Origin of the sequence: Vibrio sp. 10N.261.55.A7, from assembly GCF_002877365.1 — a bacterium.
Classification (GTDB): Bacteria; Pseudomonadota; Gammaproteobacteria; order Enterobacterales; family Vibrionaceae; genus Vibrio.
In genome coordinates this window covers 1-282 of the sequence record NZ_MCWZ01000156.1, presented here as the reverse complement: position 1 = coordinate 282, position 282 = coordinate 1, and positions in this window count along the sequence as shown.

Sequence of the window (282 nt, the reverse complement as noted above, 5' to 3'; positions counted from 1 at the left end):
TGTATTTGTATTTGTATTGAAGGTATTACCATCAAGACCATGAGTTGCAACTGTGTCCCAAAGCGATGCGTATTCACTCCCCTCGGCAATAAGTGAGAGAGGTTAGAGGCAAGTGTGTGATGAACAAAATAAAAAGAGATGAAACGTTATGGAGAGGAAGATTGCGTTTAAATGGGGCTCAGTCTGTCTTACCTAAGTGTCCAAAAACGAGAAAGGCCAGATAATTCATCGAATTATCTGGCCTTTAAAATATGGCACACCCTGAAGGATTCGAACCTTCGA